Here is a 26,368-nt window from a genome sequence, read left to right on the forward strand (position 1 = left end):
ATGTGGGAGCGGGCTTGCTCGCTCCCACAATTGATCTTCAGCGTCTCAGGTTATGTATTGAATAAAGGGAGTTGATTGTATGGGCCAATGGCTCGATAGCATTACCGGCTGGCTAACCCTGAACCCCGAATGGCTGGCCGTGGCGGTGTTTGTCGTCGCGTGCGTGGAATGCCTGGCCATTGCCGGGCTGATCGTGCCGGGCACGGTATTGCTGTTTGCCATTGCCGCACTGGCGGGCAGCGGTGCGTTATCCCTGAGTGAAACCTTGCTGTTGGGTTTCCTCGGCGGTTTGCTCGGTGACGGGGTTTCCTACTTCCTGGGCCGACACTTTCATCAGAACATTCGGCGGCTTCCGGGTTTGCGCCACCACCCTGAGTGGATGAATGGCGCAGAAACCTACTTCCATAAGTACGGTATCGCCAGTCTACTTGTAGGGCGCTTTATCGGCCCGTTGCGTCCGATGCTGCCGATGGTGGCCGGGATGTGCGACATGCCCTTCCCGCGCTTTGCCGCCGTGAGCATTGTGGCCGCAGCCGGTTGGTCGGTGGCTTATCTGCTGCCGGGCTGGGCAACCGGTGCCGCGTTCCGCCTGCCGCTGCCGGAAGGTTTCTGGCCGGAGGCCGGAATAGTCACTGCCTGCCTGGCGGTGTTGCTGGGGCTGAGTTTGAACAGCAGCCTGCGCGGCCATCGTCGCGCCACGTTGTGGATTGGCTGCGCCAGCCTGACGTTGTTGATCGCGCTGTTTATCGGCTACCCGCACCTTCATAACTTCGATCAGGGCCTTAGCGCACTGGTGCAGGAACACCGCAGCCCATGGCTGGACGAGGTGATGGTGCGGATTACCCAATTGGGTGAGTTCAAGAAGATGTTTGTCGCCAGCGCGGTGTTTACTGGCGTGTTGCTGCTGGCACGGCAATGGCGGCACGCCGTGTTTGTCGGCGCCACCTTGGCCGGGGCGGCGGTGATCAACACCGGCACCAAACTGTTTTTTGCCCGTGGTCGACCGGAAATCCTCACAGACCCGCTGACCAGTTTCAGCATGCCCAGCGGTCACGCCTCCGGCGCCTTCGCGTTTTTCCTGGCTCTGGCCGTGCTGGCCGGTCGTGGGCAACCCACGCGCTTGCGCCTGACCTGGATGCTGCTGGGCTGTATTCCGGCCGCCTTTATTGCGCTGTCACGGGTTTACCTGGGGGCGCATTGGCCCACGGACATCCTCGCCGGCACGCTGCTGGCGATGACGGTGTGCGCGTTCAGTTTGACCATTATCCAGTATCGAAGCCCGCTGCCGGCCATGCCGCAAAAAACCTGGTGGCTGCTGCTTCCGGTGCTGGTGGCGGTGCTCAGCGTTATCGCCCTCACCGGCACACCTCACGCCCTGTTGCGCTACGCCTACTGAGGGAACAGTTCGCCCTGCAATTCGTCGAGCAACATCTGGATTGCATCCAGGCGTTGCTGCGGATCGTCGAGTTGCAGCAGGTCGATCTTGTCGGCCTCTGTGAACGGCAACAGATAAGCCAGCTGATTGCCCAGGGCTTGCTGGCCATCGGCGTGGGTGCCCATGTCCAGCGAGGCGACCATCGGGTGCTCGGCCAGGGCCTGCAGCAACGCCAGCAGGTCAGCGTCCTCTTCTTCCAGAGGCTGGTCCGGCAATTCTTCGAGCCATTGCACCTCGGCCACCAGCAACTGGTCCTTCTGCACCCCGGCGTCACGCACGCGAAACCGGCGCCCGCCTTCGACGCGAATCCCCAGCAGGCCGTTATCCTGCTGCTTGAAATCGCGAATCAGCGCTTCACAGCCGACCAGTGCGTAGCCGTCCGGGGCCACGCCCACTTCCCTGCCGTCGAGGATGCACACCACGCCAAAGCTTTCGCCCTTTTTCATGCAGCGGCTGATCATGTCCAGGTAGCGCGCCTCGAACAGTTGCAAATCGAGGGTGCAGCCAGGGAACAGCACGGTATTGAGCGGGAACAGCGCCAGACTCATAAAGGTTTCCTTAAACCCGGTTTAAACGATCACGGACACGGCAAGCGGCAGAAAAACCGCCGTGGCCACACCCATCAGACTCATGGCCAGCGCCGCAAAGGCACCGCACTCTTCGCTTTCCTGCAAGGCCACCGAAGTGCCGACGGCGTGGGCGGTCATGCCCAGGGCCATGCCGCGCGCCTCGGGGCTGTGCACACCCAATCGTGACAAGTAAGCCGGGCCGATCATCGCACCGATCACTCCGGTAATCAGCACAAACACCGCCGCCAACGCGGCCACGCCGCCGATCTGCTCGGCCACCAGCATGGCAATCGGTGAGGTAACCGACTTGGGCGCCATGGTCATCAGCATCCTGTGTTCGGCGCCAAACCACCAGCCCAGCAAGACGCACAAGCCGGTAGCCACCACACCGCCTATCACCAGCGTAGTAAAAATCGGCCAGAACAATTGGCGAATCCGCCGCAGGTTCAAAAAGAGCGGCACCGCCAGGGCCACGGTCGCGGGGCCGAGCAGGATGCCCATGATCTCGGTGCTCTTGCGGTACTCGGCGTAAGTCAGGCCGCAGGAGAGCAACACGCCGATGACCAGCAGCATCGACACCAGTACCGGTTGCAGGAAGATCCAGCGGGTTTTCTCGAACGCCGCCAGCACCAGTTGATAGGCTCCAAGGGTGATACCGATGCCGAACAGCGGGTGATGAATCACTGCCGTCCAAGCGCCCTGCCAGTCGACGGTCATTGATCCTTCTCCTTGCGCTTGACCATGGACTGCATGAGTACGCCGACAAAGCCCATGGCAATCACCAGCGACAACACCAGTGCGCCGACAATGGCCCAGAAGTCCGCGGCGATGTCCTTGGCATACACCATCACGCCCACCGCCGGCGGCACCAGCAGCAACGGCAAATAACGCAACAGGCTGCTGGCGGCCAGGCTCAAGGGCTCGCCGACTTCACCGCGCCAGATCAGAAAACCGAGCATCAGCAGCAACCCGATGATCGGCCCCGGCAGCACCGGCAACAGCAAATGATTGATGGCGGTGCCAATCAATTGAAACAGCACCAGCCATGTCAGGCCACGTAACAGCATGCGTTCTCTCCCCCTCGACGCTCGCCCGCATTATAAGCACGCCGGCCCTATGCTCCGGCATTCGCCAAAAGCATGGTGGGTTGACCGGGCTGGTTGCCCATGATGATCTAAGATGGATTTCGCACACCTATAAAAAACGATGAACCAAGGAGAGTCGCAATGCCCTATGTACCTGTAGCGCAACTCAAAGATTATGTCGGCAAGGAACTGGGACGTTCCGAATGGCTCACCATCGACCAGGCGCGTATCAACCTGTTCGCAGAGGCCACCGGCGATCATCAGTTCATCCACGTCGACCCGGTCAAGGCCGCCAAGACGCCATTCGGTAGCACCATCGCCCACGGTTTCCTGTCGCTGTCGCTGATGCCCAAGCTCATGGAAGACATCCTGATCATGCCCGAAGGCCTGAAGATGGCCGTCAACTACGGGCTGGACAGCGTGCGTTTCATCCAGCCGGTGAAGGTTGACTCCAAGGTCCGGCTAAACGTGACCCTCAACGACGTCACCGAGAAAAAACCGGGGCAATGGCTGCTGAAGGCCACCGCCACCCTGGAAATCGAAGGCCAGGAAAAGCCTGCTTACGTCGCCGAGTCGTTGTCACTCTACTTCGTATAAGGCTATGCCTGTGGCGAGGTGAGAAACCTTGCCACAGTGTATGTAAATTTATGTATGAAACTCGCAGCTGCGGCATACTCGGCGCTCAATTATCCGGATCCCGCTATGCGCCCACTCGCTCCCCTTGCCCTTGCCCTGTTGCTCACCGCTTGCGGAGACGGCGAATCGCTGTTGCCGCCCGATGCGCGCCTGCCCGACGGCGGCCGCTACCGTGGCGATGTGGTCAATGGTTTGCTGCAAGGCCAGGGCCGCGTGGACTACCCCAACGGCAGTTGGTACGCCGGCCAGTTCGACAAAGGCCAGTGGCACGGCCAGGGCGAATGGCATGGCAGCAACGGCGAGGTTTATAAAGGCCAGTTCCAGCAAGGCCTGTTCGACGGCCAGGGCAGCCTGACCACGGCGGGCAGCAGCTACGTCGGCGGTTTCAAGAACGGCCGACGCAATGGCGAAGGTACCCTCAAAGAGGGGCAAATGACCTATCGCGGCGAATTCAAAGACGACCAGTACTCCGGCCTCGGCCGCCTGGAATTGGCCGACGGCAGCCAATACCAGGGCCAGTTCGCCCACGGCAAACCGAATGGCGAAGGCCAGCGCAACGACGACAGTGGCAACCAGTTCAGCGGCCACTTTGTCGACGGCCAGCTCGAAGGCAACGGCACCTTCAACAGCGCCGACGGCGATATCTATGTCGGCCAGTTCAAACAGAACCAACTCAATGGCAAAGGCCGTTATGAAAACGCCGACGGCGACGTGTGGATCGGCCAGTTCAAGGAAGGCGCACTCAGTGGCAAAGGCGAGCTGATTGGCGTCGATGGCAGCCACTATGTCGGTCAGTTCAGTGAATGGCGCTTCTCTGGCCAAGGCCGCCTGAACCTCACCGACGGCAGCTTCTATATCGGCGGCTTCGACAGCGACAGCTATCAAGGCATCGGCACCCTCGTACTCAGCGACGGCACGGTGCAGGCCGGCACCTGGGTCAACGGCATGCGCGTGCGCGATGCCGACGGCAAGCTGCTGCCCGACCCGCTGGAAATCGGCGTACTGGCCCAAGGCCGCTTGCTCGATGCCGCCCTCGCCGCCGTGCCGCCCTCAACGGGCGCCGTCGAGTTATACACCCTGGCGCTGGCCGGTGATGGCAAGCAAAGCGTGTTCCTGCGTGAGGCCGATTACGTCAGCAACATGCTCGCCACCCGCTTCGGTGCGCGCGGGCAGATTCGCCTGGTCAACCACCGCGACCACATCGCCGACCGCCCCCTGGCCACCCGCGAAAGCCTGCGCCGTGCGGTGCAAACCCTGGCCGAGCGCACCGGGCCGCAAGACCTGGTGTTTATCTACATGACCAGCCACGGCACCCACGAGCACGAACTGGTGCTGGACCAACCGCGCATGGAACTCGCCGACCTGCCCGCCGATGAACTGGCCGCCGTGCTCGCGCCGCTGAAGAACCGCGACAAAATCATCGTGATTTCCGCCTGCTACTCGGGCGGGTTTATCCCGGCACTGAAGGATGAGCGCACGCTGATCATGACGGCCTCCCGTGCCGACCGCGTGTCGTTCGGTTGCTCGGAAGAGGCGGACTTCACCTACTTTGGCGATGCCCTTTTCGCGCAAGCCTTCAACCAGACCGATGACTTGCAGCAAGCCTTCAAACTGGCCCAACTGCATGTAGCCGAACGCGAACAGGCGGACAACTTCGAAGCCTCCGAACCGCAGATCTGGGCCCCCAAAGGGGTGATCGCCCATTGGCAACTATTACGTAAACAGCAGGCACGAAAGGCGCTCGAAAGCGTCTCAATGAATAGCAAGGAAGCCAAAGGCAACTAAGCTGTAACGTGTAACAAGGGGGAAACACCATGTACCTGACACCTCAGCATATTTTGCTTGCCGGGGCCTCCGGGCTGACGGGCGAGCACCTGCTGGACCGCCTGCTCAATGAGCCCACGGTGACCCGCGTACTCGCGCCGAGCCGCAAACCACTGGCCGAACACCCACGCCTGGAAAACCCCGTGGGTGACCCGGCCGTGTTCCTGCCGCAACTGAGCGGCCAGGTGGACATCGCCTTCTGCTGCCTGGGCACGACCATCAAGCAGGCGGGTTCCGAAGCCGCCTTCAGCGCTGTCGACCTGGACATGGTGGTGGCCTTCGCCAAGCGCGCACGGGAAATGGGCGCACGGCACCTGATCGTCATCAGCGCCATTGGCGCCGACCCGAAATCCTCAATCTTCTACAACCGGGTCAAAGGCGAGATGGAACAGGCGTTGAGGGCGCAGGACTGGCCACAACTGACCATCGTGCGACCTTCATTACTGCTGGGCGAACGACTGGAGCCGCGCTTGGCCGAGCAGGTGGTCGGGACATTGTCGCGCTTGATTCCGGGCAAGTATCACGGCATTGAAGTCTGCGAACTGGCCCGTGCCATGTGGCGCCTGGCGCTGGAAGAGCAGGACGGCGTGCGGGTGGTGGAGTCGGATGAGTTGCGTAAGCTCGGCAAGTAATACGATCTAAAAATGTGGGAGCGGGCTTGCTCGCGAATGTGGTGTTTCAGTCGATGCATAAGCTGACTGACACGCCGCATTCGCGAGCAAGCCCGCTCCCACAATAGATTCAGGTCGCTTATAAGTCTGGGGTTAAAGCCCGCCGGTTGCATTAAACCCCACGCCCAACACCGTCAATAACGACAACGGCAACAGCAAGGTGTCGAGCACCGCACTGGCCGGCAGATCGACATGTGGATAGCTCGGTGCCTCAGCGCCAAAGCGATCTTTGGCGCAGCAGCCGCCGTTAATAGCATACAAATCCAGGCGCGTACCGGCATACACCACCGGTGCGCCAGGCTGCGCGGCATCCAGCGTGCACGCCGTGGCGCAGCCCGTCAGTTGCAACGCCAACACCACCAGCAGCACCTTATTCATCACTGCTCAAATGGTGCTCGCCCCAACGCGGCAGCATGTCCTGAGGAATATTCAGCAGGTTGAGAATCCGCGCCACGACGAAGTCCACCAAGTCATCGATGGTCTGCGGCTGATGATAGAACCCGGGCGATGCCGGCAAAATGGTCACGCCCATGTTTGATAACTTGAGCATGTGCTCCAGGTGGATACTCGAATACGGCGCTTCGCGCGGCACCAGGATCAACTGGCGACGCTCCTTCAAGGTCACGTCCGCCGCACGCTCGATCAGGTTGTTGCAGGCACCCGTGGCAATCGCCGACAAGGTGCCGGTGGAACACGGCACCACCACCATCGCCGCCGGTGCGCCCGAGCCGGAGGCCACTGGCGACATCCAGTCCTCTTTACCATAAACCTTGATCTGACCCGCCGCCGCACCGGTGTATTCGGTGAGGAACGCCTGCATCATCTGCACCTTGGGCGGCAGCGCGACATCGGTCTCGGTGGCCAACACCAGTTGCGCAGCCTTGGAGATCAAAAAGTGCACCTCACGGTCTTCGCGCACCAGGCAATCGAGCAAGCGCAGGCCATACGGAGCGCCGGAGGCGCCGGTCATCGCCAGGGTGACGCGTTCCGGGCCACTCATTTCAACGCCTCGGCCAGCTTGCCGTGCAGGCCGCCGAAACCGCCGTTGCTCATGACCACCACATGGGTGCCGGGCTTGGCCTGATGCTTGACGTGTTCAATGATGCCCTCGATGGAATCGCAGACGGTTGATGGCACCGTGCAAAGCGCGGCGATGGCCGGCAGGTCCCAGCCGAGGTTGGCCGGTGCGTACCAGACCACCTGGTCGGCGTCATTGACGCTTTCCGGCAGGCCATCACGGTGTGCGCCAAGCTTCATGGAATTGGAACGCGGCTCGACAATCGCGATGATGTTGGCCTCCCCGACACGCTTGCGCAGGCCATCCAGCGTGGTGGCAATCGCCGTCGGGTGGTGGGCAAAGTCGTCGTAGATGGTAATCCCATTCACGTCGGCGACTTTTTCCATACGCCGCTTCACGCTCTTGAACGCGCTCAACGCGGCGATGCCCATGGCAGGCACCACGCCCACGTGCCGCGCGGCTGCCAGGGTCACCAAGGCATTCGCGACGTTGTGCTGGCCGGTCATGCCCCACTCGACAATGCCCTGTGCTTCGCCTTCGAACAGCACTTCAAACCTGGAGCCGTCTTCGCTGAGCAACTTGACCTGCCACTGCCCGCCCGCACCGGTAGTTTGCACGGGGGTCCAGCAGCCCATCTCGATCACCCGCTGCAAGGCAGGCTCGGTGGTCGGATGGATGACCAGGCCTTCACTCGGGATGGTGCGCACCAAGTGGTGGAACTGACGCTCGATGGCCGACAAATCGGGGAAGATGTCAGCGTGATCGAACTCGAGGTTGTTCAAGATCGCGGTGCGCGGGCGGTAATGGACGAACTTGGAGCGCTTGTCGAAGAAAGCGCTGTCGTATTCATCCGCCTCAATCACGAAAAACGGTGTATCGCCCAAACGCGCCGACACCGAGAAGTTTTGCGGCACACCGCCGATCAGGAAGCCCGGGCTCATGCCCGCGTGCTCCAGCACCCAGGCCAGCATGCTGCTGGTGGTGGTCTTGCCGTGAGTACCGGCCACCGCGAGCACCCAACGGCCTTGCAGTACATGGTCCGCCAACCACTGGGGGCCGGAGACATAAGGCAACCCTTTATTCAGTACGTACTCGACCGCCGGGTTGCCACGCACCATGGCGTTGCCGATCACCACCAGGTCCGGGACCGGGTCGAATTGCGAAGGATCGTAGCCTTGGGTCAACTCAATACCCTGGGCTTGTAGTTGCGTGCTCATGGGCGGGTAAACGTTGGCATCGGAGCCGGTGACGTGATGGCCCAATTCTTTGGCCAGAACCGCCATCGAGCCCATGAATGTGCCGCAAATACCGAGAATATGAATGTGCATGGTTGACCTCGTAAAACATCGAGGCAGGTTAGCGCAGGGAGGGGCAAATCGCACTATTTATAGGGCCTGCAGGCAGCGAGGCGCATCCCTGCACTTCGTTTGGCCGCGTTCACGTCAGGCGATGGCTGTGAATACCTGGCGTGGACAGGGTTGCGAGTGGCTTAACAGCAGCAGGCTTGCGGCCAAACCTGGAAAAGAACCCCGCAGCCCTGCCAGATTGATCATCACCCTCATGCAGTACGGGTTGTCTTACCAACGCCTACCGGGCTGCCTGCAGCTGAAAAGGCTGCTGGGGCGGTGTCGGACTGAAACTCTCCTACCGTCTCAACAGGTCCAGAACCGTCCTTCACAGAAGTACCAATGTCATAACGAAGATTACGCAACTCTTTCACCGTAATGGGCGTGAAGTCATTCAACACAGGACCATAGGGCTTCAGTGTCTGGAAATCTAAGGCGTACCAGTTGTTGCCTTGTTTCACCGCAACGACGGGCGTGTTGCTACTCCTTTCACCTGGCCGCCGATAAGTGCCTTCGGCGATGGTCTGTTTGGAACCACCGTGAGGGATGTCCCAACCACGCCCAGAGATGCGAAGTTTATTCGCCAACGAGGACAAGGTGACAGCTCCCCCCGCATTCAAAGCGGTCTTACTCAGCTTGAATAAACCACTCCCCACATCATAAACAGCCCCTAACGGGTTGGCAGCCTTGAGCCCTGCCTTGGCAGCCCCTTTGAGAAACGTCAAGGCTGAACTTACCCCTTTGGCACCGACGCTAGCCGCTATGAAGCCGCCTTTAGCAGCAGGATTAAACAACCCGATAAAGTCAAAAACCCCGCTAACAACTGCATCATGTTTATTGCCTTCGATTATATTTTTCACCAAGTCGTGGAAGGGAAGAAGGCTCAGGATGAAGTTGTTGAAAATCTTTTCTCGAGCGCTTCTTTTTTCGGAGTCGCTCATGCCATTGGCCGCGTCTTTAAGCTGACTGACAGCATGTTTATAAATATAACTTATGTGACGGGCGAATTTGCCGGACCTCTCCGATGAAGTATTCCTCGGCTTAAGTGTATGGGGTTCGTCCACTTCGTTAGCACCGCCCGTCCTCCAGATAGTTTTTAAGCCGTAACGCTTCCCCCCAACACTCACACTGAAAAGAGGTGCACGGTTACTGAACTTTACACTCCACCCCTCAGGGACCCCAGGCAGAGGGTCGCCCTCCTTAATGATCCTTCCTAGCAGTGGCGAGTAAATATACTTAACCCTTTCATCATTCACTACAGTGGTGATGAGAAACGCACCACTTCCGAATGCCTCAAATAACGCATTACTCTCACTGCCTTTAGGAAAATTAGGGCCTTCCGCCTGGCTCAAATACCTCATTTCTACACCACCGAACTCAAATCGCTTCCGATCTTCATCCCGCAGCTGCGATACGTGATACTGGAACATCTCACCTGCCGCCTGGCTGAAGCTGTCGGTGTACGCATCAAACTTATCAAAGAAATCTTTCTTGATATCAGGCAGCTTTTTCATGCCTGGATGTAAAATCTCATTAGGAAAGGTTGAAACAGTAGAATTCCAGCTGGGGTTAAGTGTCCCAGACATATAAAGATTCAACAGGGAGTCTGTGAGTCTACTTATCCCCGATTGGCGGGTGAGTAGTTGTTTTTCAAACAGGTGTGCGTGTTCTTCGCCGTATACCCGCGTTAATTCCGCCAGCGCCAACTCCCGGCGAATCGGCAGTGAAGCCGTAATACTTTTCAAAGTAGCCGCCAGGCGATTGGCCTCTTCTTCCATGGCAGCCGTTACGTTCGCGATGGCTTCAGCGGAATAGCCCTCACTATTTTCCTCGATAATGCCTTTAGCTATACCCCAGTCGACCACTGCCTGCACAGCAGCCGCTTTCGACTGATACTCTTGCTCCAGTGTAACGGGCTCCAGAGCCCCATGCGCCCTGATCTGATCATAGCGCTTGCCCGCCGACGATCCCGGGGTGCTCTGCTCGCGACGAAATACTTCAGCGCTGAACATTACCCATTGCAGGGAGCCAAAAACCACTGATGGCGGCACACCCTTGACCAAAAACTCCGGAGCCGACATAGCCAGCAATTGGTAGGCAGCTACTTTCGCCATCTCGGGGCCGACGATACCTTCCATATAGGTTTCAAAACCGTTGACGATCTCAGCTGGCGTACGCCCTACGTTGCCTGGTTGCCGCAAGTTATACCCGGCTAAATGATCGCGCTCCAGCCCCGCTGACGACCGGTTGGCTTCCAGCCCTAACGCCGTGAGCAGTGCTTCCTGGCCACTGGTGGCGGTGGGCAATGCGCCAATCGCTTCCTGCAGCTGCTTACCCAATGCACGGGCTTGAGGAGTGTCGATCAAGGCTTTGAGAAACGCCTCAGGATGGGTAGCGGCCAGCGCCCTCAGAGACTCTGGAACTGCACGTTTCAAATACTCGAAAAGACTGGGGGCCTTACCCTCTGCGTCCAGCGGAACCTGAGTTTGAAGCGCCTTCCAGGCACTGACGGTTTCGACTATCTTTTTCTGAGCATCCTCGCCCAGTGGCACACTTTTAGTCAGCAACCCACCACAATTACCTTCACGTGGCGCACTTAATGGTGGTGCGAACAGTACGCGCTCCAAATTGGCAAGTGCTTCCAGTGTGGTTGGCACTTGCAAACCGTAAGCGGCCATCAATTGCTTGAGGTTTATCGTGACAGGCTGCGGCTGGTCTTCGCGCCAAAAGACGGAGTGCGGTGCGATCTCTACGACGATGGATTCCAGATCCGGCTTCGCGCCGGGCGCCTCAATCTGCTTTTTCAAAGCGGCGAGCAGGTTGTGCTGCGTTTCGGCTTCGCCCGTTTTACTTAAAATTTCGGCAGGCACATGATGGTCGGGCAACGTCTTCGGACGTTGGCCATAAATAAATTGACCAACAACGTTTGAATCGACCGTGTTCGGAGTGGGTCCGGGCCTGCCAAGTTGATAAACGTCACGGCGGCTCAAGGCCCCATAAGGCGCCAATTTTTTAGCGATGACCATCATGTTGTCAAACAACGCTTTACCGCCCGGAATATCGTTGAGCTCAGGGGAATCTCTATTTATTTTATTGAGCCCGCCGTCAAACAAGATCTCACCTTTGTTAGGTTCAATATGAGTAAAAGCACCATACCCACCAAACATGTCCTCCAGTTGCTTGAACGCAGAAGAATGGGTCGCAAACCTCAGTGCGTCAACCCAACGCCCCAAGGTCGACTCGGGTGGAACCGGTACGCGCGATCCGGCTGAAGGCTGCTTCAACCAATCTTGCTCGACACGCGCATCGGCCGCCGTTCGGGCCGCTTCAGGGCCACCCGACGAAGTGTTCTCACTCATCGTCGACGGTGCACTGCCCGCGTTAGGGTTCAGTTGAGGAAAACCACTCTTTGGCAAGCCAAAGGGCGCAACATTTATTGTAGGCACAGTCATATTTTCATCTCTCTTTCAGGCTTCCGATGAACGGCTCGCCAACGCAACTGAATCAACAGCGCGCATCGCGAAAACTTTTTATAAGGCCAGCCAAGTTTAAGGCTTACTTAATAAGCGCCAACCTTCAAAGTCAATCATTCGAACAGCCCAAACTGGCGAGCTATTTTAATTCCCTATACCCTGAGCGCAGACCCACTGACCAAAAAACCAGCCAGACAGTGCTTGACATTGAAGAGCGGCTTCCCCGGTGTTCGAATATTAAGTGGCCCTCACCACCCAATAAGTTCCAGAACAACCAAGCCACGAGACAGCTATATCGATTGAATATAACTAACAACTCCATACAGCTTACCTATTAACGGAAAACTGCTCTTTGAGAATAGTCCAACGGGTGAAGGCGGTCTTCCGGCGTATCCGTTGCTGGCCATGTTGCGGGTTCATCTGATGCGAACTGGTTCGGTTACAGCGATCCGGCGACGGAAGAAGCACTTTACGAGACCACGATCCTGCGCCAGTTCTCGGGGCTGCATCTGGACCGGATTCCCGTTGAAACCACGATCCTCAACTTCCGGCGCCTACAGGAGAAACATGAGTTGGCGAGCGGGATTTTGCAGGTCATCAATGGCTATCTGGGTGATCGTGGTTTGCTGCTGCGTCACGGCACGGTGGTCGATGCGACGATCAGTTACTGCATGGCGAGGAAACTTATGTGTGCGGGGATGCGCAGGTACGGGCCAAGGTTGAACATCCGTTTCGCGTGATCAACCGCAGTTTGGCTATACGAAAGTGCGCTTTCGTGGCTTGTCGAAGAACATCGCTCAACAGACAACCTTGTTCGCTTTGTCAAATCTGTGGAGGATGCGAAAACGGTTGATGGGTATGGGCGAGGTGCGTCTGTGATACGGGTTGACCTTGAAACAGCGCTACCAGAGGAAAGAATCATGAATTAAGGGCAAGAAAAGTCTGATGCTCGCCCGACTTTTGATTTTTTGAGCCCAAGTAGCGAGGGCATGAAAAATCGGTAGGTACTTCAGACCTTGCCTAAAGGCTGATCAACCACCTCAGTACCCTGTGACTCAGGTTGGGCAGTGGCCTCTTCGGCGAGCAAAGGGTATTGAGGAAAGACAGAAACAGGCAAAGTCAGAATAATCGAAGTGTTCACCCCCGCGATGGTTGTTGTATGAAAACACGGAAAGCAGCTGCCCCTATTAAGTGAGCAACTGCTTACGCGTGAATCCGTTAGAACAACCCACTATAAAGTGTACGAGGCCAGTATTAACTATAGCTTGGCTTCGATAGCTCGCATCAACTCGGTGAGGTAGGCCATTCTGGACTCCATGCCAATGGCCCGGCTCTTGATATCATCTTCTTGCGCGCCTGTCGACGGAGTGTGAGATTGAATACCCAGCGCGTTCGCTTCTCTAACAAACTCCACTTCAAGGTAATCAAGCATCTCATCAAGATAGTCCATCCGCTCTTCATTTGTCTTTGCCAACCATTCCACACTGGGTTTGACACCCGCTTCTGAACGAAGGGCACCCAACGTATTGGCTAATAGAAATACGCCCCTCTGAGCATCATCGACCAATCGCGACTCCATAACATGTTGCTCTGTGGCCGGAGTTTTCGCTGGATTGATTTTGGGCTTGAGAAATTCAAGAGCGATGTTGGCGGCGAATGTCCCGCCAACGGTTAAGGGTACTGTGATCGCTGCCGTAATTCCGGCGACCTTGGCAATATTTCGCATCTCAAGCGGGAGCGCCCGATCCGCTTTCGCAGCTTTAGCCTTCACTACCGCCTCGGCGCTTTCTTCCAGGCTACTCTGCGAAAAAGGCTCCACCTCCTTTCCGTCTACTCGACCTGCCGTCGGCTGATCAAATAACTTATCCCGGGCGCCAGCATCTTTTTGAGCTTGCCACTTCTTCCTGTTGGCTTCTCTGTGTTGGGCCACTTCCGGAGTAACTGGGGCCTCTGTATCGGGGCATCCCCAGGCTGGCGGTGACCCGTGGCTTGCCCCGGCCCGTCGAAACCCACTTTTTTATCAACAAAACCCTGATCAAAATTGTTATTGCTACCGTCTGCCGGCTTGGACCCTCCCGGGCTTTCTACCTTAGGTGCTTCAACTGTCCTTACAGAACTAGGCGTGTCGGTCCTGGTGAATCCACCACTGAAAAAATCCCCAACCTTTGAGAATACTACCGGTCGCGCCGCTGCATTTGAAAACATCATAATGATCTACCTAATGATTGATTTGCATTAGAAAGCCATCCATTTCTTCCACTTACTGTGTAACAGATAGGCCACAAACAGTTCCAAGCTACAAAACAAATAGTTCAATCCTATGACGAATACGCAACAATCCTGGAGAACACTTTCCAGGCGCGCAGGCACACTTCGCCAGCCAGCCTGACATTGATCAGCCTGCTAAACTGCTTAACGATGCGTACCGTTTAGCACTCACACTGATGCGGTGAGCACTTGCCAATCCACCCGCCTGAACATCATTACGTTTTATTCGACGGCGCCAGTGCGCTCAGCACACCAAATTGCGCTAACTGAGGACCAAAAGGTGTATTCATGAGGGAATTGTACGCATACCAGGCCCCCTTTTTTAAGACCGCGACTATTGGCCTACGCACACCATCGGATTCCACCTGATAGAAGCCCTTGACGATATCACCGTCCTTATAAGCACTTGTCACTTCATAAGACCTATAATTGCCTTTGATTCGAGGAAGCACCTCATCGGCGTGTTTGTACGCCTTCTTTATATCCTTACCGACAGCCACCACCCCCCGCTTAATATTTCTCGGCAGGTTAATAACATCGGTAACACCCACCGAAACACCGAGCCCGGCAAAAAAAGAACGCTTGAGTACTTTGCCTGCTGACGTACCCAGCTTCATGGCCTTGTTCGCAGCACTTGCCCCGGGAAGAAAGAACCCCAAAATATCGAACCCGATATTAAAAACTGCGCCCGCAACATTCCCCGTTATCGCATCCTTAATACCGTCATAGAAAGGAATAAGCGAAAGGAGAAAATCATTGACGGCCTGATTACCTGCTGTATTTTTTTCAATCCTCGTTTCACCGACAGTCTTGGCTTTCAAATACCCATAATCTTTAGTAAAAAACTTACCCACCACGGTAGCCAGCGAACCGTTTCGTCGAGAAAAATAAGGAATTCGTCCTTCACCGGTGACCTCAGGCAAATCACGGTCCCGATGGGTGGCATCAAATTTCGTAAAAACATTATACGTGCCGGGTACGCGAGCTTTGGAACCCGGGGAAAAATACTTGCTGTCGTCAAAATTTGACTGTTCTCCCGGATCACCCTTTTCCTTAACGATTTTTCCTAGGCCTGGGAAGTAACTATAGTACTCGACCTTACTATCAGCTCCCTCCACTTTCATCAGTACACCTTGCCCCCCTTCCAACTCTTTGAGTTCATGAGGGGTCGGCATTCGTGGTCGGCGCCCGGGGTACAGTTGGCTGCTGTTCGTTTCTTCTGTACCCAAAAAAGGGCGAGACACGCTCATGAACGTGACATCCGCTTGGTTTATACGCTCTTGTTCGGCTCTAGGCAGCAGAGAAACCTGGTACTTGAACTGGATAGCCCAGGCCGCCGCTTGAGTCTTTGTATAGTCTTCAAACGTTTCAGAAAATGTTTTATTGATGTCTGGATCAAGCTCGGAAAAGCGAGACTTAATCGTTGCCCAAGGTAATTCCTTTTCATTTAGCGGCGCCCACGATTCCAGATCAATGGGCGTCGTCATGTAGACATCAAGTGGCGATACACGATACGTGTCATCCCTAATACTTCGTAATGTTATCTTCGTCGGGTCAACACCCGGGAACACCCGCTTGAACTCAGCCAGCGCCAACGCCTCCCGAGTGGGCGCTGGCTTCATCAGCTCAGCGCGTGCCCACGCCAATTCCTTTTTCTGCTTTTTTAACACCGTTAATGATTGCTCAACGTCTTCGAACGTATATTGACCCTGGGGTTTGTTTTTAATCACCTGATTAGCGAGGCCCCACGCAATAAGCGAATCGGCTGACGCGGCAGCTAACTCATCCCCACCGTCAAGAATACTAAGCTGCGCGTCCGCATAGTTCATGACTTGACTGAGCGTCATGTTCCCCGATGCGCCGGGCGCTTCTTGCTCTACCAGGGCAACTGCTATAGAAAAATCCGCCCACGTATGAGACCCATAAACAAGTTCAGGAGGAATGTTTTTTACCAAGAGTTCAGGGGCGACGGCGGACAGTAATAGTTGCGCAGCAAGAGGCGCTGCTTCAACACCCACCTTAGTTTCAAGGTAAGCGGTAAAACGTTTGACGATTTCAGCAGCGGAGGCACCTACATTTTCGCTTTTATAGAGGTTATAACCCGCCAAGTTGAAACGTGACTTTCCTGAATTAGGGTCAAGCTCTTGCAAAAGTGCCGCAGTCAAGGCCTCAGTTGCACCGGTCGGCGACGCTGCTGATTTGATTCTACCTTGTATAGTTTTGCCCAACGCCTGCGCCTCGGGCGACCGAATGAGTTGGTCCAATGCTAATGAAGGGTTGTCCGCAATCACCTTCTTTGTAGACGTCGCAAGCGTGCTGATCAGGCCGCGTAACAAACTGCCTGCCCCAACCCCTGCCTGCGGATCAGATGCCTGGCTTGCATGCTTCAACTTCCACTGATCCACTACCGCTTTCATCTTGCGTAATTCAGTTCGGTTCAGCAGCCCACCAATATGCCTGACGCCCCCAGCGTCAGCCCCAGGCACCCTATGCGCAAGGTCAAAGGTCAGTGCGTTAGCCAGGCCATGCGCCTCCGTGCTGTTGACGGGTAGTTTATGCCCTTGCCTTTCGAGCAGTTGTGCAACACTTATCTCCCGGCGCTGTTCGGTAAGAAATAAACTTGAACGTCGGTCAATCGGCACCATAACGTTATTCAGATCGATCTTCCCTTCGGCATCATCTACCTGGGACCTCAGTGCAGCGATAAGTGCATGACGGTTAGCGTCATCACCCTGCGCCTTGCCCTGCTCCGCTAATGCTTCTACCGATCGCTGCAATGCATGCCCCACAGGTGCAAACTCAAACGCGGCCCCTTCATTCAATTTCTCACGGTGCGAGGCAGCTTGTGAGGGGGAGAGGTCGATAGGTTCTCCGTAAAATCGCCCCACCGTGTACAACGGCACCTTACCGTCCGGCCAGGGGTAATTGAACGCCTGCCCGGGCATTGGAGCGATCACCCTGGCAATCGACAACAGCACGCGAGAGACATCTGACCAGCCCGAATCATCTTTTAGGGAAAACGTTTGCATCTTGCCATTTACAATGCCGGTCAACTCCCCGAGGTAGGGATCCAGTTTGAGGCTCCGGGTATCAAGACCCTGCGCTTTCGCCCATGATAAAAATCCAGGGCTTTTGAAATTACTGTCCAATTGGGTGCGCCAACGCCCGAGTGTGGACTCAGGAGCAACTTGAACATCAGGCGGCGCTATTGAGGTGTGATAGGAGCGCGTCGCTAATGCGATCGCGTAGGGGTTCGCCAACTGAGCGTCAGCCATTGCACGCGCTTCGGGGGTGTCTGGCATTTGCGCGTGTGTGTTGCTGTGAACGACTGCATTATTGATGCTCACCCTGGCGGCAGCCGCAGGAGGTTCGCCTACCACGTTGCCTGATAAGGTAGGCGTTACTCTAACGCCTTCAAAATTTGTCATTTCCACACTCGCGTACGATTCAAATGAATAACTGTTCGTACGTTGAGTGGTGCAATGTCTTACAAATTATACAAAAAAAATTCGGGAAAATTTATCCAGATATTTCAGCTCTAAACACTGCCCTCATCAGAGGCTAATAATCAGGCTTCATACGTGCTGCGGTAACAACGTGCAGATCACGCTTGTGGGCACCGTTCGATTCCATGCTTGCGTAACTTCCGGTAAAGCGTATTCCGGCTCACTCCCAAACTTTCTGCCGTGTGGGACATGTGCCAATGTTGCCGCTTCAGTGCGTTGAGCAACACTACGCGCTCTGCATCGTCCAGAGCGCCCCCCTGCCGGGGCTCGACAACCATCGCCGCTCGCGCCTGGCGAATGAGGGGCGGCAAATCCTCTAACCTGATTCGCCCGTTCTCGCACAAGGCCGCCAAGGTGCGAAGTACGTTGCGCAATTGCCGGACGTTGCCCGGCCAGGCGTAGTCGAGCAACGCGTGGTGCGCCTTCTCATCAAGCAACACAACCTGCCCTGCTGCTTCTTCCGCCAGCAAAAACGCCAGTAATTGCGCTTTGTCGCTACGCTCACGCAAGGGCGGCACAGCAATTTCAAGACCGTTGAGACGATAGTAAAGATCTTCGCGGAAGCTACCATTGGCAACACGTGCTAACAGGTCACGATGGGTGGCGCTGATGATTCTGACGTCTACCGCCTGCGGCGCACCGCCGATGGGCACCACCACGCGATCTTCCAGCACCCTTAAAAGACGGGTTTGCAACGCGAAAGGCATGTCGCCTATCTCATCGAGAAACAGCGTGCCGCCGTCGGCTTGCTGTAATTTGCCGCGCATACCTTCCTTCAACGCGCCGGTAAAGCTGCCGCCGCGGTAACCAAACAACTCACTTTCAATCAGGTTTTCCGGGATGGCGGCACAGTTGAGAGCGACGAAGGCGTTGTCGGCACGCGAGCTGGCCTGATGCACGGCCTTGGCGAACGCCTCTTTACCGCAGCCGGTTTCGCCGTTGATCAGCAGCGGCACGTCGCGTTCGAACACCCTCAGCGCCTTGTTAAAATCACTCTGCAACGCAGGGTCGCCCAGGCAGATACCCGGCAGGCGTGGCGCCTCGGGCTTGGGCAGCGGCGCGGGCAAACTCCGCGCCTGCCCGCGCAGCGCGGCGAATAACTGCCGGCCATCGCGCGTACGCAACGGCCAACTGGCCGTGGCATTGGCGCTGGCGCGGCCGAGCAGTTGGTCCAGCGAACACTCGAAAAACGCCTCGACCGGCTGCCCCAACAAGCCGCCGCGAACCTGCCCCAACAGGTTCAGCGCGCTCTGGTTGACCGCACAGATCCGGCCTTCCCCATCAAATGCCAGCAACCCTTCGCTGAACAGCCCCACAGATTCTGCCTGCAGGTGAAAACGCAGCAGCCAGTGGTTCTCAAAATGACGCAGGAAGTAACAACTCTCGATCATCTTCGCCGACAGGTTCACCAGCGCCATGGTGTGGAACTGGCTCTGGCGCGACACCGCCTCACGCGCCGACGACACGTCCAGCACCGCCAGCAACTCACCCTGGGGGTCGAACACCGGGCTTGCCGAACAGGTCAGCCCCGTATGGCGGCCACGAAAGTGCTCATCGCGGTGAATCGTCAGGGACTGGCGCTCGACCAGGCAGGTGCCGATGCCGTTGGTGCCTTCGCACGCCTCGCTCCAGTCCGCACCCAGCCACAGCCCGGCGCGCTCGAAAATCTTGCGCTCGGACGGCGCGGTGACGCAGTTGAGGATCACCCCGCGCGCATCGGTGAGCAGCACCGCATGGCCAGCGCCGGAGAGCTGTTGATGCAGGCTGTTCATCTCGCTGCCGGCGATGCTCAGCACTTGTTGCAGGCGTTCGCGGCTTTCCAGCAGGCGGCCGTGCTCAAGCACGGTGGGGGCGATGCTCAGCGCGGGGTCGAGGTGATAATCCTCCAGGCAGCGCAGCCAGGAGCGGGCGATAGACGGGTCGCTGCCGGGGCCTTGGGCAAGGTCTTGCCCACGGGTGACGGTCAGGACTTGCTGGGCATGGCGACTGAAATGATCGTTATGCATGTTCTTATTATTCTCTCTGCGTGAGAACAGCCAGCATCCCCCAGCCATCCGACCATTGCAATCCCGGGCAGACCCACCGGTCACAGGCTGTACCGTTTATGGCACAAACTGTCACCCCGCCTGTACCACGCCTGTCACAGCAACGCCTTGCGACAAACCTCAACCCCTTGATTTACCTGGCCTGCAAAGCAGTGGCCCAACCTTTGCTCTACGCTTTATCAAGCGCAACACCGCTGTACTCCAATAAACATAAAAGTCAGGAGATACCCACCATGCGTTATGCACATCCCGGTACTGAAGGCGCGATCGTTTCGTTCAAGGCCAAGTACGGTAACTACATCGGCGGCGAATTCGTTGCGCCGGTGGATGGCAACTACTTCACCAACACCTCGCCGGTCAACGGCAAGCCCATCGCCGAATTCCCGCGTTCCACTGCCAAAGACATCGACAAAGCCCTCGACGCCGCCCATGCCGCCGCGGATGCCTGGGGCAAGACCTCGGCCCAGGACCGTTCGCTGGTGCTGCTGAAAATTGCCGACCGCATCGAACAGAACCTCGAACTGCTGGCCATCACCGAAACCTGGGACAACGGCAAGGCCGTGCGTGAAACCCTCAACGCCGACATCCCGCTGGCCGCCGACCACTTCCGCTACTTCGCCGGTTGCATCCGCGCCCAGGAAGGCACCAGCGCCGAGATCAACGAACTCACCGCCTCCTATCATTTCCACGAACCGCTGGGCGTGGTCGGCCAGATCATCCCGTGGAACTTCCCACTGCTGATGGCCGCATGGAAACTGGCGCCGGCCCTGGCCGCCGGTAACTGCGTGGTGCTCAAGCCGGCCGAGCAAACCCCGCTGGGCATCAACGTGTTGATGGAGCTGATCGGCGACCTGCTGCCGCCAGGCGTGCTGAACGTGGTACACGGTTACGGCAAAGAAGCCGGCGAAGCCCTGGCCACCAGCAAACGCATCGCCAAAATCGCCTTCACCGGCTCGACCCCGGTGGGCTCGCACATCATGCACGCGGCGGCCGAGAACATTATTCCGTCCACCGTCGAGCTGGGCGGCAAGTCGCCGAACATCTTCTTCGCCGACATCATGAAAGCCGAACCTTCGTTCATCGAAAAGGCTGCCGAAGGCCTGGTGCTGGCGTTCTTTAACCAGGGCGAAGTGTGCACCTGCCCATCGCGCGCACTGGTGGAAGAGTCGATCTACGACGACTTCATGAAAGTGGTGATGAAAAAGGTCGAGCAGATCAAACGCGGCGACCCGCTGGACACCGACACCATGGTCGGCGCCCAGGCGTCGGAGCAGCAGTTCGACAAGATCCTGTCCTACCTGGAAATCGCCAAGGGCGAAGGCGCGCAACTGCTGACCGGCGGCAAGGTCGAGAAGCTCAGCGGCGATATGGCCGGTGGTTATTACATCCAGCCGACCCTGCTCAAGGGCACCAACGAAATGCGCGTGTTCCAGGAAGAAATCTTTGGCCCGGTGGTGAGTATCACCACGTTCAAGGATGAAGCCGAAGCCCTGGCGATCGCCAACGACACCGAGTTCGGCCTGGGCGCCGGCGTGTGGACCCGCGACATCAACCGCGCCTACCGCATGGGCCGGGCGATCAAGGCGGGCCGCGTGTGGACCAACTGCTACCACCTGTACCCGGCGCATGCCGCGTTTGGCGGTTACAAGAAGTCCGGCGTGGGCCGTGAGACGCACAAGATGATGTTGGACCACTACCAGCAGACCAAGAACTTGCTGGTGAGCTACGACATTAATCCGTTGGGTTTCTTCTAACTAAACCCTGTAACAGGCGCCCGGTTCTCAACTTGAAATGCAATCAAGTGTGGGAGCTGGCTTGCCTGCGATGCAGGCACCCCGGTGTGTCAGGCACAGCAAGGTGATGCTGTCGCAGGCAAGCCAGCTCCCACACAAGCCTGCTCCCCTATTGAATCTCCACATGTACTTGTAACTCGCATTCGGCACAAAGATGCCGAATTAGAACAATAACAATGGAAGGTACTTCCTCATGCCTAGCGAACCTACTGGCTCTTCCGTCGACTTCGAAAAAGTCGGCAGCGACTACTTCCAACAACGCGAACTTAAAAAAGGCGCCGCCGGCTGGGTGCTGTTAGTCGGCCTTGGCGTTGCCTATGTTATCTCCGGCGACTACGCCGGCTGGAACTTCGGCCTGGCCCAGGGTGGCTGGGGTGGCATGTTCCTCGCCACCTTGCTCATGGCCACCATGTACCTGTGCATGTGCTTTTCCCTGGCTGAACTGTCTTCGATGATCCCCACCGCCGGCGGCGGCTACGGTTTTGCCCGTAGCGCTTTTGGCCCGTGGGGCGGGTTCCTCACGGGCACCGCCATCCTGATCGAATACGCCATCGCCCCCGCCGCCATCGCGGTGTTCATCGGCGCTTATTGTGAGTCGCTGTTCGGCATTGGCGGCTGGATGATTTACCTGGCGTTTTACATCATCTTTATCGGCATCCACATCTTCGGCGTGGGCGAAGCCTTGAAGTTGATGTTTGTGATTACCGCCGTCGCCGCGATTGCCCTGGGCGTGTTCCTGGTGTCAATGGTGCCGCACTTCAACGTCGCCAACTTGCTGGATATTCCGGTGACCGAGGCCAAGGGCGCCAGCACGTTCCTGCCATTTGGCTACGTCGGTGTGTGGGCGGCGATTCCCTATGCAATCTGGTTTTTCCTTGCAGTCGAAGGCGTGCCATTGGCCGCAGAAGAAACCAAAAACCCTAAACGCGACCTGCCACGCGGCCTGATCGGCGCCATTGTGGTGCTGACCAGTTTTGCACTGCTGATTCTGGTGATTGCGCCGGGTGGCGCGGGGACTTACGCGCTGATCAAATCAGGTAACCCGCTGGTTGAAGCGCTGGCACTCTCCTACGGCGGTTCAACCTGGATGGGCGGCTTCGTCAACCTGGTCGGCCTGGCGGGATTGATCGCGAGCTTTTTCTCGATTATCTACGCCTATTCGCGGCAGATCTTCGCGTTGTCCCGTGCCGGTTACCTGCCGCGCAAACTGTCCCAAACCAACAAAAGCAAAGCGCCCGTGCTCGCGTTGGTGATCCCCGGCATCATCGGTTTTGGCTTGTCGCTGACCGGCCAGGGTGACTTGCTGATCCTGGTGGCGGTGTTTGGCGCAACCATTTCCTACGTGCTGATGATGGCCGCGCACATCACCTTGCGCATCCGTCGCCCCAAAATGGACCGTCCGTACCGCACACCGGGCGGCATTTTCACTTCCGGCGTGGCGCTGGTGCTGGCCTGCGTGGCCGTGGTGGCGGGCTTTCTGGTGGATCCACGGGTGGTGATTGGCGCCGCGATCATCTATGGAGTATTAATTGCTTACTTTGCTTTCTACAGCCGGCATCACTTGGTAGCAGGCACGCCGGAAGAGGAATTCGCGGCGATCCAGGCCGCAGAGGCCGCCTTGCACTAACTGCCGTAAACCTCGACGCGGGCGCTTTACTCACAGCCTGCCCGCGTCGCCAAGGAGACACTGTATGGCAAGCTTTTCCCACGCGGTGGGTGCTCAAACCTACCGCTTTGACAGCCTCAAGGACGTGATGGCCAAGGCCAGCCCCGCACGTTCCGGGGACTTCCTGGCCGGTGTGGCCGCGCAGAACGACGGCGAGCGGGTGGCCGCGCAGATGGCGCTGGCGAACATTGCGTTGAAACACTTCCTGGAAGAAGCGCTGATCCCCTACGAAAGCGACGAAGTCACGCGGCTGATCATCGACACCCACGATAAACAGGCGTTTAGCGTGGTCAGCCACCTGACCGTCGGCGGCCTGCGTGACTGGCTGCTCAGTGACGCGGCCGACGAACAAAGCCTACGCGCCCTGGCGCCCGGGCTGACACCGGAAATGGCCGCCGCCGTCTCCAAGATCATGCGCGTGCAGGACCTGGTATTGGTCGCGCAGAAGATCCGCGTAGTCACTCAGTTTCGCGGCACCATGGGCCTGCGCGGGCGCCTGTCGACCCGCCTGCAGCCCAACCATCCTACGGACGAACCGGCGGGCATCGCCGCGAGCATTCTCGACGGCCTGCTCTATGGCAACGGCGACGCCATGATCGGCATCAACCCGGCCACCGACAGCATCGCCTCGATCTGCGCCATGCTGGAGATGCTCGATGCGATCATCCAGCGCTACGAAATCCCCACCCAAGCCTGCGTGCTGACCCACGTCACCACCTCCATCGAAGCCATCAACCGTGGCGTGCCGCTGGACCTGGTGTTTCAGTCGATTGCCGGCACCGAGGCGGCCAATGCCAGTTTCGGCATCAGCCTCAGCGTGCTGCAGGAAGGTTATGACGCGGGCTTGAGCCTGAACCGCGGCACCTTGGGCCAGAACCTGATGTATTTCGAAACCGGCCAAGGCAGCGCCTTGTCGGCCAACGCGCACTTTGGCGTTGACCAGCAAACCTGTGAAACCCGTGCCTACGCCGTGGCGCGGCATTTCAAACCGTTCCTGGTGAACACCGTCGTAGGGTTTATCGGCCCCGAGTACCTGTACAACGGCAAGCAGATTATCCGCGCCGGCCTCGAAGACCACTTCTGCGGCAAGCTGCTCGGCGTGCCGATGGGGTGCGACATTTGCTACACCAACCACGCTGAAGCCGACCAGGACGACATGGACACCCTGTTGACCCTGCTGGGCGTGGCCGGGATCAACTTCATCATGGGCATCCCCGGCTCCGACGACATCATGCTCAACTACCAGACCACCTCGTTCCACGACGCCCTGTACGCCCGCCAAACATTGGGCTTAAAGCCGGCGCCGGAATTTGAACAGTGGCTGGCGAAAATGGGCATCTTCACGCAAGCCGACGGCAAAGTGCACTTCGGCAACAGCCTGCCACCGGCGTTTCGCCACGCCTTGAAGCAATTGCGATGAAGGAGCCGCCCGTGCAAGTAGAACTGCCTGATAATCCGTGGCTGGAACTGCGCCGCCTGACCCCTGCGCGCATTGCCCTGGGCCGCACCGGCACCAGCATCCCCACCAGCGCGCAGCTGGATTTCCAGTTCGCCCACGCCCAGGCGCGCGACGCGGTGCACCTGCCCTTCGACGCTGCGGGCCTGAGCGGCCAAATGGCCGAACGCGGGCGTGAGAGCCTGTTGCTGCACAGCGCTGCGGTTGACCGCCATATGTACCTGCAACGCCCGGACCTGGGGCGCCGCTTGAGCGATGAGTCGGCGCAACGCCTGCGCGACTACGCCGCTGCCAACCCTGGCGGCGTAGACCTGGCCATCGTGGTGGCCGATGGCCTGTCGGCACTGGCTGTGCATAAACATACGTTGCCGTTTCTTACACGCATGGAGGAACAGACCCACGCCGAAGGCTGGTCCTTGTCGCCCGTGATTCTGGTGGAACAAGGCCGTGTGGCGGTCGCCGATGAAGTCGCCCAGTTACTCGGCGCCAAGATGGTGGTGATTTTGATCGGCGAACGCCCAGGGCTCAGTTCGCCGGACAGCCTGGGCCTGTATTTCACCTATAACCCCAAGGTCGGCCTGACCGACGCCTATCGCAACTGCATCTCCAATGTGCGCCTTGAGGGGTTGAGCTACGGCATGGCCGCGCATCGCCTGCTGTACTTGATGAAAGAGGCGTGTCGTCGGCAGCTGTCGGGGGTCAATCTCAAGGACGAGGCGCAGGTTATGACCCTCGAATCCGATGATCCCGACCTGATGAAAGGCAATTTCCTACTCAGCCCACCGGATGACCAATAGCAGCGCGATTGCACTTTTTTTCACCATTAGGCAGCATCCAGTCACGGCCGCTTGTGTGGTCATACCCCTTTGGAAGTTGAGGCCTGGCATGCGGATTACTCAAGCGACCCTGGAACACCTGGACCTGTTGACGCCACTGTTCGTCAAATACCGCGAGTTCTACGGGGCTTTGCCCTTCCCGGACTCGTCGCGGGCCTTTCTGGAAAAGCGCCTGCGCCGAAAGGAGTCGGTGATCTACCTGGCCCTGGCCGATGACGACGACAAGCGACTGCTTGGGTTTTGCCAGCTGTACCCGAGCTTTTCGTCGCTGTCGCTGAAACGGGTATGGATCCTCAACGACATCTACGTGGCTGAAGACGCCCGCCGGCAGTTGGTGGCGGATAACCTGATGCGCACGGCGAAAAAAATGGCCAAGGAAACCCATGCGGTGCGGCTGCGGGTGTCGACCAGCAGTAACAATGACGTGGCGCAGAAGACTTACGAGTCGATCGGGTTTCGTGAAGATACGGAGTTCAAGAACTACGTGTTGCCGATCAGCGAGGACTGAACCTGATCCTTCAAACACACTAGATCCCCTGTGGGAGCGGGCTTGCTCGCGAAGGCGGAGTGTCAGTCGATACATCATGTAACTGACACTCCGCCTTCGCGAGCAAGCCCGCTCCCACATTTGGATCAATGTATGCCCGCAATACCCACGACATCCCCCGCTACAAAACCAACACGCTTTTCACCTCTCAATCCGTATAATGCCAACCCTTCAAGGTCGTAAGAAATACGGCA

The 26,368-nt window shown here is 57.7% G+C and carries 19 protein-coding genes and 1 pseudogene; 10 read left to right on the forward strand and 10 right to left on the reverse strand.

What is annotated here, in order from left to right:
- Nucleotides 1-79 precede the first annotated feature (79 nt).
- Nucleotides 80-1,396: a bifunctional DedA family/phosphatase PAP2 family protein gene (locus tag ACLBW8_RS19870; protein ID WP_447806139.1), complete on the forward strand. Its 1,317-nt coding sequence runs from the start codon at nucleotides 80-82 to the stop codon at nucleotides 1,394-1,396.
- Here the strand turns inward: ACLBW8_RS19870 and ACLBW8_RS19875 are convergent.
- From ACLBW8_RS19875 to ACLBW8_RS19885, 3 genes are read right to left on the reverse strand one after another with little or no spacing between them, the layout of a single operon-like run.
- Nucleotides 1,390-1,983 carry an LON peptidase substrate-binding domain-containing protein gene (locus tag ACLBW8_RS19875; RefSeq protein WP_447806140.1) on the reverse strand — a complete coding sequence of 198 codons (594 nt, stop codon included), beginning with the start codon at nucleotides 1,981-1,983 and terminating at the stop codon, nucleotides 1,390-1,392. The genes ACLBW8_RS19870 and ACLBW8_RS19875 overlap by 7 nt on opposite strands.
- A 21-nt stretch (nucleotides 1,984-2,004) precedes the next feature.
- A complete protein-coding gene (locus tag ACLBW8_RS19880; protein WP_064454289.1) occupies nucleotides 2,005-2,721 on the reverse strand; it encodes an LrgB family protein in 717 nt (238 codons plus the stop codon).
- Nucleotides 2,718-3,071 carry a CidA/LrgA family protein gene (locus ACLBW8_RS19885; RefSeq protein ID WP_064454290.1) on the reverse strand — a complete coding sequence of 118 codons (354 nt, stop codon included), beginning with the start codon at nucleotides 3,069-3,071 and terminating at the stop codon, nucleotides 2,718-2,720. The genes ACLBW8_RS19880 and ACLBW8_RS19885 overlap by 4 nt, the downstream gene beginning before the upstream one ends.
- 159 nt (nucleotides 3,072-3,230) lie before the next feature.
- Between ACLBW8_RS19885 and ACLBW8_RS19890 the strand changes: the two genes are divergently transcribed.
- The 3 genes from ACLBW8_RS19890 to ACLBW8_RS19900 all read left to right on the forward strand — a co-directional run bounded on the left by ACLBW8_RS19890 (nucleotide 3,231) and on the right by ACLBW8_RS19900 (nucleotide 6,181).
- Nucleotides 3,231-3,686 (forward strand): MaoC family dehydratase, encoded by a 456-nt coding sequence (locus ACLBW8_RS19890; protein WP_128587790.1) that lies wholly within the window; start codon nucleotides 3,231-3,233, stop codon nucleotides 3,684-3,686.
- A 105-nt stretch (nucleotides 3,687-3,791) separates the two neighbouring features.
- Nucleotides 3,792-5,510, forward strand: coding sequence for a C13 family peptidase (locus ACLBW8_RS19895; RefSeq protein WP_064454292.1), 1,719 nt, complete (start codon nucleotides 3,792-3,794; stop codon nucleotides 5,508-5,510).
- A 29-nt stretch (nucleotides 5,511-5,539) separates the two neighbouring features.
- Complete coding sequence (locus ACLBW8_RS19900) at nucleotides 5,540-6,181, forward strand: oxidoreductase (protein WP_064454293.1); 642 nt, start codon at nucleotides 5,540-5,542, stop codon at nucleotides 6,179-6,181.
- Between the two features lie 132 nt (nucleotides 6,182-6,313).
- Here the strand turns inward: ACLBW8_RS19900 and ACLBW8_RS19905 are convergent, their stop codons facing one another.
- The 4 genes from ACLBW8_RS19905 to ACLBW8_RS19920 form a co-directional block, all read right to left on the reverse strand.
- On the reverse strand, nucleotides 6,314-6,598 hold the full coding sequence (locus tag ACLBW8_RS19905; protein WP_447806141.1) for a YceK/YidQ family lipoprotein: 285 nt from the start codon (nucleotides 6,596-6,598) through the stop codon (nucleotides 6,314-6,316).
- Nucleotides 6,591-7,220: a flavin prenyltransferase UbiX gene (gene ubiX / locus ACLBW8_RS19910; protein ID WP_003219402.1), complete on the reverse strand. Its 630-nt coding sequence runs from the start codon at nucleotides 7,218-7,220 to the stop codon at nucleotides 6,591-6,593. The genes ACLBW8_RS19905 and ubiX overlap by 8 nt, the downstream gene beginning before the upstream one ends.
- Nucleotides 7,217-8,566 (reverse strand): UDP-N-acetylmuramate:L-alanyl-gamma-D-glutamyl-meso-diaminopimelate ligase, encoded by a 1,350-nt coding sequence (gene mpl, locus ACLBW8_RS19915; RefSeq protein WP_447806142.1) that lies wholly within the window; start codon nucleotides 8,564-8,566, stop codon nucleotides 7,217-7,219. Before mpl ends, ubiX begins: the two co-directional genes overlap by 4 nt.
- A gap of 230 nt (nucleotides 8,567-8,796) precedes the next feature.
- Nucleotides 8,797-11,817 (reverse strand): hypothetical protein, encoded by a 3,021-nt coding sequence (locus ACLBW8_RS19920; protein WP_447806143.1) that lies wholly within the window; start codon nucleotides 11,815-11,817, stop codon nucleotides 8,797-8,799.
- 585 nt (nucleotides 11,818-12,402) lie between these two features.
- Between ACLBW8_RS19920 and ACLBW8_RS19925 the strand changes: the two are divergent.
- A pseudogene (locus tag ACLBW8_RS19925) lies at nucleotides 12,403-12,936 on the forward strand (transposase); the annotation flags it as partial.
- Nucleotides 12,937-13,315: 379 nt separating this feature from the next.
- Here ACLBW8_RS19925 and ACLBW8_RS19930 read toward each other — a convergent pair.
- The 3 genes from ACLBW8_RS19930 to ACLBW8_RS19940 all read right to left on the reverse strand — a co-directional run bounded on the left by ACLBW8_RS19930 (nucleotide 13,316) and on the right by ACLBW8_RS19940 (nucleotide 19,837).
- Entirely contained in the window at nucleotides 13,316-13,987 is a 672-nt protein-coding gene (locus tag ACLBW8_RS19930) for a hypothetical protein (protein WP_447806144.1), read from the reverse strand.
- Between the two features lie 553 nt (nucleotides 13,988-14,540).
- Nucleotides 14,541-17,753, reverse strand: a complete 3,213-nt coding sequence (locus tag ACLBW8_RS19935; protein ID WP_447806145.1) for a hypothetical protein — start codon at nucleotides 17,751-17,753, stop codon at nucleotides 14,541-14,543.
- Between the two features lie 176 nt (nucleotides 17,754-17,929).
- On the reverse strand, nucleotides 17,930-19,837 hold the full coding sequence (locus ACLBW8_RS19940) for a sigma-54-dependent Fis family transcriptional regulator (RefSeq protein ID WP_447806146.1): 1,908 nt from the start codon (nucleotides 19,835-19,837) through the stop codon (nucleotides 17,930-17,932).
- A 272-nt stretch (nucleotides 19,838-20,109) separates the two neighbouring features.
- On the opposite strand from ACLBW8_RS19940, the gene exaC reads away from it, so the two are divergent.
- The 5 genes from exaC (at nucleotide 20,110) to ACLBW8_RS19965 (ending at nucleotide 26,135) form a co-directional block, all read left to right on the forward strand.
- On the forward strand, nucleotides 20,110-21,630 hold the full coding sequence (gene exaC / locus ACLBW8_RS19945; RefSeq protein WP_064454300.1) for an acetaldehyde dehydrogenase ExaC: 1,521 nt from the start codon (nucleotides 20,110-20,112) through the stop codon (nucleotides 21,628-21,630).
- A 232-nt stretch (nucleotides 21,631-21,862) separates the two neighbouring features.
- A complete protein-coding gene (gene eat / locus ACLBW8_RS19950) occupies nucleotides 21,863-23,296 on the forward strand; it encodes an ethanolamine permease (RefSeq protein WP_053258197.1) in 1,434 nt (477 codons plus the stop codon).
- A gap of 64 nt (nucleotides 23,297-23,360) precedes the next feature.
- On the forward strand, nucleotides 23,361-24,755 hold the full coding sequence (locus ACLBW8_RS19955; RefSeq protein ID WP_447806147.1) for an ethanolamine ammonia-lyase subunit EutB: 1,395 nt from the start codon (nucleotides 23,361-23,363) through the stop codon (nucleotides 24,753-24,755).
- Nucleotides 24,752-25,588, forward strand: coding sequence for an ethanolamine ammonia-lyase subunit EutC (gene eutC / locus ACLBW8_RS19960; RefSeq protein WP_064454303.1), 837 nt, complete (start codon nucleotides 24,752-24,754; stop codon nucleotides 25,586-25,588). Before ACLBW8_RS19955 ends, eutC begins: the two co-directional genes overlap by 4 nt.
- Before the next feature lie 88 nt (nucleotides 25,589-25,676).
- The gene (locus tag ACLBW8_RS19965) at nucleotides 25,677-26,135 is read left to right on the forward strand and encodes a GNAT family N-acetyltransferase (RefSeq protein ID WP_053258200.1); all 459 of its coding nucleotides are present in this window, start codon (nucleotides 25,677-25,679) and stop codon (nucleotides 26,133-26,135) included.
- Nucleotides 26,136-26,368: the final 233 nt, after the last annotated feature.

The sequence above is a fragment of the Pseudomonas sp. M5A4_2d genome, assembly GCF_053345295.1.

Excerpts from the sequence above, each read along its gene's own strand:
- ACLBW8_RS19895 (WP_064454292.1), top strand. The coding sequence starts at position 3,792 with ATGCGCCCACTCGCTCCCCTTGCCCTTGCCCTGTTGCTCACCGCTTGC.
- ACLBW8_RS19905 (WP_447806141.1), bottom strand. The coding sequence starts at position 6,598 with ATGAATAAGGTGCTGCTGGTGGTGTTGGCGTTGCAACTGACGGGCTGC.
- ACLBW8_RS19955 (WP_447806147.1), top strand. The coding sequence starts at position 23,361 with ATGGCAAGCTTTTCCCACGCGGTGGGTGCTCAAACCTACCGCTTTGAC.
- ACLBW8_RS19935 (WP_447806145.1), bottom strand. The coding sequence starts at position 17,753 with ATGACAAATTTTGAAGGCGTTAGAGTAACGCCTACCTTATCAGGCAAC.
- ACLBW8_RS19900 (WP_064454293.1), top strand. The coding sequence starts at position 5,540 with ATGTACCTGACACCTCAGCATATTTTGCTTGCCGGGGCCTCCGGGCTG.
- ubiX (WP_003219402.1), bottom strand. The coding sequence starts at position 7,220 with ATGAGTGGCCCGGAACGCGTCACCCTGGCGATGACCGGCGCCTCCGGC.
- ACLBW8_RS19880 (WP_064454289.1), bottom strand. The coding sequence starts at position 2,721 with ATGACCGTCGACTGGCAGGGCGCTTGGACGGCAGTGATTCATCACCCG.
- eat (WP_053258197.1), top strand. The coding sequence starts at position 21,863 with ATGCCTAGCGAACCTACTGGCTCTTCCGTCGACTTCGAAAAAGTCGGC.
- ACLBW8_RS19940 (WP_447806146.1), bottom strand. The coding sequence starts at position 19,837 with ATGCATAACGATCATTTCAGTCGCCATGCCCAGCAAGTCCTGACCGTC.
- ACLBW8_RS19875 (WP_447806140.1), bottom strand. The coding sequence starts at position 1,983 with ATGAGTCTGGCGCTGTTCCCGCTCAATACCGTGCTGTTCCCTGGCTGC.
- eutC (WP_064454303.1), top strand. The coding sequence starts at position 24,752 with ATGAAGGAGCCGCCCGTGCAAGTAGAACTGCCTGATAATCCGTGGCTG.
- ACLBW8_RS19890 (WP_128587790.1), top strand. The coding sequence starts at position 3,231 with ATGCCCTATGTACCTGTAGCGCAACTCAAAGATTATGTCGGCAAGGAA.
- ACLBW8_RS19870 (WP_447806139.1), top strand. The coding sequence starts at position 80 with ATGGGCCAATGGCTCGATAGCATTACCGGCTGGCTAACCCTGAACCCC.
- mpl (WP_447806142.1), bottom strand. The coding sequence starts at position 8,566 with ATGCACATTCATATTCTCGGTATTTGCGGCACATTCATGGGCTCGATG.
- exaC (WP_064454300.1), top strand. The coding sequence starts at position 20,110 with ATGCGTTATGCACATCCCGGTACTGAAGGCGCGATCGTTTCGTTCAAG.
- ACLBW8_RS19885 (WP_064454290.1), bottom strand. The coding sequence starts at position 3,071 with ATGCTGTTACGTGGCCTGACATGGCTGGTGCTGTTTCAATTGATTGGC.
- ACLBW8_RS19965 (WP_053258200.1), top strand. The coding sequence starts at position 25,677 with ATGCGGATTACTCAAGCGACCCTGGAACACCTGGACCTGTTGACGCCA.